The 8,995-nt window shown below is 65.9% G+C and carries 7 protein-coding genes; 2 read left to right on the top strand and 5 right to left on the bottom strand.

The window, feature by feature from the left end:
* Positions 1-1,888 (top strand): DUF3857 and transglutaminase domain-containing protein (locus tag EPN59_RS06905; RefSeq protein ID WP_293045752.1); only part of this gene is annotated, 1,888 nt, incomplete at its 5' end.
* Here EPN59_RS06905 and EPN59_RS06900 read toward each other — a convergent pair.
* The 4 genes from EPN59_RS06900 to glgC form a co-directional block, all read right to left on the bottom strand.
* Positions 1,885-2,343 (bottom strand): hypothetical protein, encoded by a 459-nt coding sequence (locus EPN59_RS06900; RefSeq protein WP_293039441.1) that lies wholly within the window; start codon positions 2,341-2,343, stop codon positions 1,885-1,887. The genes EPN59_RS06905 and EPN59_RS06900 overlap by 4 nt on opposite strands.
* Before the next feature lie 145 nt (positions 2,344-2,488).
* Positions 2,489-3,352: a pyridoxal kinase PdxY gene (pdxY, locus tag EPN59_RS06895; protein ID WP_293039443.1), complete on the bottom strand. Its 864-nt coding sequence runs from the start codon at positions 3,350-3,352 to the stop codon at positions 2,489-2,491.
* 229 nt (positions 3,353-3,581) lie between these two features.
* Positions 3,582-5,054 carry a glycogen synthase GlgA gene (gene glgA, locus EPN59_RS06890; RefSeq protein WP_293039445.1) on the bottom strand — a complete coding sequence of 491 codons (1,473 nt, stop codon included), beginning with the start codon at positions 5,052-5,054 and terminating at the stop codon, positions 3,582-3,584.
* Between the two features lie 131 nt (positions 5,055-5,185).
* The gene (gene glgC / locus EPN59_RS06885) at positions 5,186-6,457 is read right to left on the bottom strand and encodes a glucose-1-phosphate adenylyltransferase (protein WP_293039447.1); all 1,272 of its coding nucleotides are present in this window, start codon (positions 6,455-6,457) and stop codon (positions 5,186-5,188) included.
* 447 nt (positions 6,458-6,904) lie between these two features.
* Between glgC and EPN59_RS06880 the strand changes: the two genes are divergently transcribed.
* On the top strand, positions 6,905-7,933 hold the full coding sequence (locus EPN59_RS06880; protein WP_293039449.1) for an alpha/beta hydrolase: 1,029 nt from the start codon (positions 6,905-6,907) through the stop codon (positions 7,931-7,933).
* Between the two features lie 72 nt (positions 7,934-8,005).
* Here EPN59_RS06880 and EPN59_RS06875 read toward each other — a convergent pair whose 3' ends face one another.
* Positions 8,006-8,398 carry a hypothetical protein gene (locus tag EPN59_RS06875; RefSeq protein ID WP_293045750.1) on the bottom strand — a complete coding sequence of 131 codons (393 nt, stop codon included), beginning with the start codon at positions 8,396-8,398 and terminating at the stop codon, positions 8,006-8,008.
* Positions 8,399-8,995: the final 597 nt, after the last annotated feature.

Below are 8,995 nucleotides of genomic sequence, written 5' to 3'. Positions count from 1 at the left end.
GCAGGAACAAGCGCAGGAACAAGCGCAGGAACAAGCGAATTCGGCAGACGCCGCACCGGCCACGATTGTGCGCGACGTGCATCTGTTCGTCGTGCAGCAAGACGGCTCCATCGCCGAACACGACGACAACGTGATGCGCGCCAACACGCGAGCGGGCGTCGATCAGGTGGCGCAGCGCTACGTCTGGTTCAATAAGGATGTCGAAGCGATCACGGCGCTATCGGCGCAGACCATCGACCCCGATGGCACGGTTCATCCGGTCGGCCCACAGGGGATCCGCGACGTGCAGGAGCCGCGCTCGGCGGGCGCGCCGACCTTCCAGGACGGCGTGCTGCGCACGGTCGTCTACCCGGGCGTGCGGCCAGGCTCGCAAGTGCGTCTCACGTTCAGCAAGCACCGTGCGAAACCCCTGCAGGCGGGCGCGTTTTCGTATTTCGTCGAACCGTCGGGCGAGCCCATCGAATTTCAGCGGCTCATCTTCGACCTTCCCGCCGATCTGCCGCTGCACGTCGACGCGCGCGGCTACGTTGCGCTCGCACCGATCACCGCGAACGGACGCACGCGCTACACGTTCGATTACAGCCACGGTCCGTATGCGCTGCTCGAACCGGGCGCGGTGGCCTACGCGAACTGGGGCGACCGCCTGATGGTGACGACGGTGCCGAGCTTCGCAGCGTTCGCCGCGCTCTATCGCGAGGCGGCCGCCGACCCGAGCGCGACCGATCCGTCGATTGCCGCACTCGCACAGGCGCTCACTGCCGGTGCGCGCGACCCGCGGGAAGCGGCGGCCCGCATCTACGACTGGATGCGTCTGAATATCCGCTATGTGGCGCTTTTCCTCGGCGAAACCCAGGCGGTGCCGCATCGTGCCGTCGATGTCCTGCGCAACCGCTACGGCGACTGCAAGGATCACGTTGCGCTTTTCACCGCGCTGCTCGCGGCGGCGGGCATCCGTGCCGAGGCGGCGCTGGTGCACCTCGGTCCCGTCTATACGCTGCCCGGCGTGCCCGGCTACGGCGCCGATGCAATCAACCACGTGATCGCGTGGCTGCCCGATCTCGGCGTGTTCGCGGACACGTCGTCGGGCGGCGTCGCCTTCGGTTATCTACCGGCGAGTGTGATGGATCGACCGGCGCTGCTCGTCGACGATGGCGTGCTGGTTCGCACGCCCGCGACGCAGCCGCATGCACGCAGCGCGTGGCTCGCCATCGACGTGGGGCGCGACGGCGAAGCGGTGTACCGCTATCACGTCGAGGACGACGGCGCGGGCGCGGAGCCTGAGCGCAACACGTTTCGTCGCGCGACGCGCAAGGAGGCGCAGCAGGTCGCGATGTTGCGTCTGCGGTTGACCGGGCTCACGGGCGAGGCACAGATCACGACGAGCGCACCCGACGCGATGTCCGGCCCGTTCTCGACGACGACCGAGGGGACGCTCGATCATGTCGTCTGGCCCGAGGGCGCCACGGCGCTGCCGGCGCTATCGAGCCTGGCGGGCGGGATCGCCACGCAGATCGACGCCTGGCTCGCGCAGCCGCACCGCACGCAGCCGTGGGCCTGCGTGAGCGGCGATTACGACGAATCTGCGCAAATTCAGTTGCCAGCGAACGTGCGGGTGACAGATGTGCCGCGCGACGTGAGTGTTCAGGGCGGGGAAGGAGAAGTGGGAGAGGCGGGCGGCGCGCTAGCGTACGCGGCGCATTACGTGTTCGATCCGCTCTCGCGCACGGTGCAGATCGTGCGCCACCTCGAGGCGCACTTCGGCCATCAGATGTGCTCGGCGGCGGAATTCGCGCAGATGCGCGACGCACTCGTGCGCATCCAGCGCGATACGCACGCGCAGATCGTCGTGCGCGCGCCGGGCGGGTCACCGGCTGGCCCGGCTGATTAGCCCGCCTGCATTTCCAGCACGGCTTCGCGCAGCTGCACGAGCGGCGCTTTCGTATCTTCGTTGGCCCAGTCTTCGAGGTCGTCCAGCGCGCGGTTGCAGCCGTCGAGCACCACGTCGAAATCGACCGGCACGCCGTTGGCGAGCGCGAAACGCAGCGTCGTGGCGAAACGCTCGCAGTCGTCGTCGCCGTACGCGATGTCGAGGTTGTCCGCGATCGTCTGCGCAATCGTGCTGCGCGCCCGGTCGCTCTCTTCGACGAAGTCGATGATGCCGCGCGCCACTTCAGGCGCGTGATACAGCGCGATATCGAGCCATTGCGCGGCGTCGAAATCGTGCTCGTGGCTTTGCGTCTCGAAGTATTCGATCGCTTCCTGTTCGTGGGTTTCGCCTGCATCGACGGCAAGGCAAAGCTGCTCGAAATACTCTTCCTGTTCGCTGCGGATCGGGTCGGACATCGGTCAATCTCTTCAATCTTCAATCAAGGTGCGCACCGTGCGCGGCCCGCATTATAGGCCGCGCCGTGTCACGCCATGCCATGCAACGCCATGCAACGCGACGTCACGCGATTCCGCGCGCACGTTACGCACGCGTTACGCGACCTCACGCCGCATCGGCGGCCCACGCGTCGAACCACTCGCGCGGCCGTGCGATCTGGTCCTGCGCGGCGACGATCTCCAGCTCGTAGCGGCCCGCGTCCCACGTCGCCTTGACCACGGCGTTCACGGCCGCGACCGTATGCTCGAACGCCGGGCGCAGCGCGTCGCCGAGCATGAGCCGTGCGACGAACACGGCGCACGTCACATCGCCGACGCCAACCGGCTGGCGCGCGAACGGATAGAACGGACGCTGCGCGAGCCATGCTTCGCGCTCGGTCACGACGAGCATGTTGAAACGGTTGGCGGGACTGTTGCGGTCGAGCAGCTGCTTCACGAGGATCACTTTCGGGCCGCGCCGCAACAGTTCGCGGCAGGCGGCCACGGCTTCCTCGGCGGTCTCGATCTCGCGGCCCACGAGGCGCTGCAGTTCGCTGTGGTTCGGCATCAGCGCGTCGGCGACTTCGGGCATGTGCGAGGCGAGAAATGCCTCGATGCCGGGCTGCACCTTGCAGCCGTTCGCCATGCCCATCACCGGGTCGCAGAAGTACTGCGCGTGGGGGTTGGCCGCTTTCACCGCGCGCACGATGTCGATCACGGCCTGCGCCTGGTCGGGCGCGCCGAGGTAGCCCGAGAGCACGGCGTCGCAACGCGGCAGCACGCCGATTGCGCCAATGCCGTCGACGAGGCTGGCCAGCTGGTCCGCGTCGATCGCGCTGCCGGTCCAGTGGCCGTATTGCGTGTGATTGGAGAACTGCACGGTGTTGAGCGGCCAGACGTTGACGCCGAGTCGCCGCATCGGGAACACGGCGGCGCTGTTGCCCGCGTGGCCGAATACGACGTGGGACTGGATGCTCAGGACATTGTTCATGGTGGATCCGTTGGATTCGCGTCCGCTGGCAGCGCTGTTTCAGCAACATGGCAGCGAGTTTGCAGCGCTATTGCGGCAGCAAGCGCGTCGTGCGCATCGCACGCAGAGTGCATTGCAGCAACGATAACCGAATTGGGCACGAGCAGTCGACCGGCTTGTGCGGGCGCTGTTGCGCCGAAGCCGTCGTAAAGGCGTTATGCGGTCGATGTGCGGTCGATGTGCGCGTGCGTCAGACGAGTTCGCGATAGAGCGCCATGTAGCGCTGCGCCGACACGGCCCAGCCGAAATCCTTGCGCATCGCGCGCTCGCGCGTATCGCGCCAGTCGCGGCTGCGCGCGTAGAGCGCGAAGGCGCGGCGAATGGCGGCTGTGAGCGCGTCGGGTTCGAAGCGCTCGAACACGAAGCCGGTGGCGAGCGCATCGGCGAGATTTTCGAGGGATGCGTCGACGACCGTGTCCGCGAGGCCGCCCACGCGATGCACGAGCGGCAGCGCGCCGTACGCGAGCGCGTACATCTGCGTGAGCCCGCAGGGCTCGAAGCGCGAGGGCACGGCGATCACGTCGGCGCCCGCGACGATCGCGTGAGCGAGCGCCTCGTCGAAACCGAGTTCGACCGCAACCGATTCGGGATGCTGGCGCGCCGCGCGCGCGAAGCCCTGTTCGAGGCTCGCGTCGCCGGTGCCGAGCACGACGCACTGGCCGCCGCGCGAGACGATCTCGGGCAGCGCGGCGAGCAGCAGGTCGAGGCCTTTCTGTTCCGTGAGGCGGCTCACTACGCCGAACAAGGGCGCATCGTGCTTCTGGGCGAGCTTCAGGCGCGCCTGAAGCCCGGTCTTGCAGCGCAGCTTGCCGCTCATGTGATCGGCGCTATAGCGCGCGGCGATCGTTTCGTCGGTGGCCGGGTTCCACACGCCGTAATCGACGCCGTTGAGAATCCCGACGAGATCGTGCGTGCGGCCTCGCAGCAGGGCTTCGAGCCCGCCGCCCTGGGCGACGGTCTGAATCTCGTGTGCGTAGGTCGGGCTCACGGTCGTGATCTTGTCGGCGAAGTAAAGGCCGGCTTTCAGAAACGAAAGCTGACCGTAAAACTCGACGCCGTGCATGTCGAAGAAATCGGCGGGCAGGCCGAGGCTGCCGAACTGCTGCGCGGGAAAGATGCCCTGGTAGGCGAGGTTGTGGATCGTGAAGACCGAGCGCGCGTGCGCGCGTCCGGTCGGCAGGCCGTGCTCGCGCGCCGCCGCGCGCAGGTAGGCGGGCGCGAGGCCCGCATGCCAGTCGTGCGCCTGCACGATCTGCGGCGCCCAGGCAGGGTCGATGTGCTGCGCGAGCTGCGCCGCCGTCCAGCCGAGCAGCGCGAAGCGCTGGGCGTTGTCGCCGTAGGGGACGTGCTCCGCGTCGAGATAGGGATTGCCGGGGCGCGCGTAAAAACCGTCTGCGCGAATCATGTAGACCGGCAGATCGCTGCCCGGTACGCGGCCGAGTTCGAGCGACGCCTCGCGCGCGCCGAAGCTGCGTTCGAGCCGTGCGACGGGACGCAGATCGGCAAGACCGTCGGCGATGCCCGCGAAGCCGGGCAGCAGCAGACGGGCGTCCGCACCCTGTTCGATCAGCGCGGCGGGCAGGGCGGCGGTGACGTCGGCCAGTCCGCCGGTCTTCAGGAGCGGATAGAGTTCGCTGGCTACGTGCAGGACGCGGATAGTCATCGGGCGGGTGTCCTCTCGGTGCTCTGCTACGCGTTTCGGGGCGGTTTCAGGCTCGCTGCGGGCTCGTTACTGTGTGGCGGGTGCACGGCCGGATGTACGGCCGGATGCGCGGTGCGCGGGCGAGCTTGCCGCTATGTTGCGCCCTGCGCGCGCGTGAGCGCGTCCTGCGTGACCAGCACGACGCCGCTCTCGGTGCGATAGAACCGTTCCGCATCGCGTACCGGATCCTCGCCGATCACGGTGCCGTCGGGAATCGCGCAGCCGCGGTCGACCACGACCTTGCGCAGCCGGCTGCTCGCGCCCACTGTGACCTGCGGCAACAAGACTGCCTCGGCAATGTTGCAAAACGACTTCACGACGACATTCGACGAAAGCACCGAGCGCGAAATCTGCGACCCGGAGATCACGCAGCCGCCGCAGACGATGAGGTTCGTACCCGAGCCTTGCAGGCCGTTCAGGTCGCGGACGAATTTCGCGGGCGGCAACTGCTCCTGGTAGGTCCAGATCGGCCAGGTGCGGTCGTAGAGATCGAGGGCCGGGATCGTCGAGGCGAGGTCGAGGTTTGCGGACCAGTAGGCGTCGATGGTGCCGACGTCGCGCCAGTACGGCTCGGCGCTCGGGTCGGAGCTGACGCACGAGAGGCTGAACGGATGCGCGATTGCATGGCCTTCGGTGACGACGCGCGGAATGATGTCCTTGCCGAAGTCGTGATCGGTGGCCGACATCGCGATGTTCTCTTCGAGCAGCTTGATGAGATAGCCCGTGTTGAACACGTAAATGCCCATGCTCGCGAGCGCCGTGTCGGGGCGGCCCGGCATGGCGGGCGGATCGTCGGGTTTTTCGACGAAGCCCGTCACGCGGCGCGACTCGTCGACGGCCATGACGCCGAACGCGCGCGCTTCGAGCCGCGGCACCTCGATGCAGCCCACGGTGCAGTCCGCGCCGCTTGCAGCGTGGTCGCCGACCATGCGCGTGTAATCCATCTTGTAGACGTGATCGCCTGCCAGCACGACCACGTATTTCGGCGCGATGGAGCGGATGATGTCGAGATTCTGGTAGACGGCGTCGGCGGTGCCGCGATACCAGTGCGCGCCCTCGACGCGCTGCTGCGCGGGCCACAGGTCGAGGAACTCGTTGAATTCGCCGCGCAGGAAACCCCAGCCGCGTTGCAGATGGCGCAACAGCGAATGCGCCTTGTATTGCGTGACGACGGCGATGCGGCGGATGCCCGAATTCAGGCAGTTCGACAGCGCGAAGTCGATGATGCGGAACTTGCCGCCGAAGTAGACGGCGGGTTTGACGCGCTTGTCGGTGAGCGGGCCGAGCCGCGTGCCGCGCCCGCCCGCGAGCACGATCGCGAGCGTCGTGCGCTGCAGATCGTTGAGGCTTGCCGGAGGTTCCATGGATGTCTCCTGTCTCCTTGTCGTGCCCCCGGATTGACCGGCGCGTTTGTGTGTGTTTTGTCTGCGTTTGTGCGCGTTTTGTCTGCACGCCGCCGATGCTCGCTGACGCTTTTTTATTGGCTTGTATAGATTGTTCTAGCACCGAATGGCGCGTCATGCGAATCGGCGGTGCGCATTGAAGTTGCGTACCGCGGTGGTGTGTTGCGACGGCCTCTTGCGGGGACGTATCGGCCCGCAGCGAAGCGCTTGCCGCGCGTGCAGGCCAGAGCGGATCAGTGTGTCTGGGCGCGGGCGCTGCGCCGCGCCGCTAGAATCGCTGGCGGTGCGTGCTGCGTACCTCGCCGCACCCGATTCCGCATTTGGCGAACAATTCGGCTACCAAACCGGCTACCAATCCGCGGCTACCAACCCGGCGACGAACCGGACGAACAACACGCCTCCTCGCTCATGACCTCGATCCGCAAACTTTCTGCTCTCGCTGCCGTGTGCTGCGCCGCTGCGTTCAGTCACGCCGCCGTGGCCGACGATGGCCCTGCCTACGGTCCCGAACTCGAAGGGTTCAGCTATCCGCACACGGTTCACGACTTCGCGTTCACGTCGCAGGGGCAGTCGCTGCACATGGCGTACATGGATGTCGAGCCGACGAAGCCCAACGGCCGCACGGTCGTCCTGCTGCACGGCAAGAACGTCTGCGCTGCAACCTGGGAGCAGACGATCGGCGAACTGGCATCGGCGGGCTACCGTGTGATCGCGCCGGACCAGATCGGTTTTTGCAAGTCGAGCAAACCCGCTGCCTACCAGTTCAGCTTCCAGCAGCTCGCGCGCAACACCCATGCGCTGCTCGCGTCGCTCGGCATCGGGCGGGCGACGATGATCGGCCATTCGACGGGCGGCATGCTTGCCGTTCGCTATGCGCTGATGTATCCGCAGGACACGGAGCAGCTTGTGCTCGCGGACCCGATCGGCCTGGAAGACTGGAAGGCATTGGGCGTGCCGTCGTTATCCGTCGACGACTGGTATGCGCGCGAACTGAAGACGAGCGCGGACGGCATTCGCCGCTACGAGCAGGCCACGTATTACGCGGGGCAGTGGCGGCCGTCGTACGAGCCGTGGGTGCAGATGCTGGCGGGGATGTATCGCGGGCCCGGCAAGAAACAGGTGGCGTGGGATTCGGCGCTGCTCTACGACATGATCTACACACAGCCCGTTGTTTATGAGTTCGGCCAGCTGAAGACGCCGACGCTGCTGCTGATCGGCGACAAGGACACGACGGCGATCGGCAAGGATGCCGCGCCGCCCGAAGTGCGCGCGAAGCTCGGCCATTACCCGGAACTCGCGAAGGCCGCGCAGCGGGCGATTCCGCACGCGACGCTCATCGAGTTTCCCGAGCTTGGCCATGCGCCGCAGATTCAGGATCCGCAGACGTTTCACAAGGCGCTGCTGGCCTGGCTGGCAGCGGCGCCGGAAAACCGTTGAGCGATCAAGCGGTTTTCAGTCCCGCCGCGCATATTCCTGCGTGGCTTGCGACCGGCAAAACCGCCTGTTTGCTCATTGCGTCCGTTGAAAGACCCATTCGCCGCCGCCCTCGCGACAGAAACGCGGGTGCAATGTCATCGACTGGCCCCGGGATTGCAGAACGACGCTGGTTTCGCGACAGGTACGGGGTCCGTCATGTGTGGTGCGGTCCGGCGTGACTGTTGCGTCGACCCGAGTGCCGCGACGCAGCGCTTGGGATGACCACTGCGTCGATTCGCCGTCCGCCTTCTGGTCCAGCGACTCGCGCAGCACCTTCCGTAGCGCGGCGTTGTCCTGTTGCGTCATCGCCGCGACCGGCGTGTCGCGCAAAAAGCCGAGATTCGCGGCATGCGCCGTGCACACGCTCGTGGAAAGCAGCACGGCGGCCATTAGATGAAGCGTGGTTCGGGTTTGCATCTTCTGCATCGTGCATTCTCCGTCGATGGATGTCGGATCGACGCCAAGAGTAGCACGGGCCCTGGGAACGCTTGTGCTGAATGGATGGTTGCTGGGGCGGCGGGGGGGAGTCGAACCCCCTGTCCTTCGGCTTGGAAGCTGTGTCTTGACGTATTTGGCGTTAAGGCTTCAAGGCCAATGCCCTGATTCTGAGCAGAGTTTGAGCATACTGCGACTACCGGGAGGTGGCTGCAATGGCAGCAGTTATGCAGGCGCGGCGCGTGAGAAGAACGCCGTAGCCCCGGGTGCAGAATGAAAGTCGATTTGATTGCTAACGGATATCAGTAAGTACGCCGTCGAGATGTGGAGGCACCGAATTGCCGACGAGGTTCGGACACTCGCCACTCAGTTTTTTCGATTAAAAGATGGACTTGGGGTGGTTTCGGCTGACCGCATCGGGTAGTGATCGGCCACGATGGGTGTGTCGTGGAGAGGTCCGCGCCAATATTCGAATGTCGGCGGAAACCCCAAAGTAGTCGACCAATTAATATCCAAATTTGTAGCCTCTGACTCGTCTGTGCATGATCCCAGTCATCGTTTCAGCGGGATAATTCCAGTTACGAGTAC

This window comes from Paraburkholderia sp. (assembly GCF_004298475.1).
Taxonomy (GTDB): domain Bacteria; phylum Pseudomonadota; class Gammaproteobacteria; order Burkholderiales; family Burkholderiaceae; genus Paraburkholderia; species Paraburkholderia denitrificans.
This window is presented reverse-complemented; position numbering and strand designations above follow the sequence as displayed.

Bases quoted from the DNA above. Each gene is read 5' to 3' on its own strand.
- EPN59_RS06900 (WP_293039441.1), bottom strand. From the start codon at position 2,343: ATGTCCGACCCGATCCGCAGCGAACAGGAAGAGTATTTCGAGCAGCTT.
- pdxY (WP_293039443.1), bottom strand. From the start codon at position 3,352: ATGAACAATGTCCTGAGCATCCAGTCCCACGTCGTATTCGGCCACGCG.
- glgA (WP_293039445.1), bottom strand. From the start codon at position 5,054: ATGACTATCCGCGTCCTGCACGTAGCCAGCGAACTCTATCCGCTCCTG.
- glgC (WP_293039447.1), bottom strand. From the start codon at position 6,457: ATGGAACCTCCGGCAAGCCTCAACGATCTGCAGCGCACGACGCTCGCG.
- EPN59_RS06880 (WP_293039449.1), top strand. From the start codon at position 6,905: ATGACCTCGATCCGCAAACTTTCTGCTCTCGCTGCCGTGTGCTGCGCC.
- EPN59_RS06875 (WP_293045750.1), bottom strand. From the start codon at position 8,398: ATGCAGAAGATGCAAACCCGAACCACGCTTCATCTAATGGCCGCCGTG.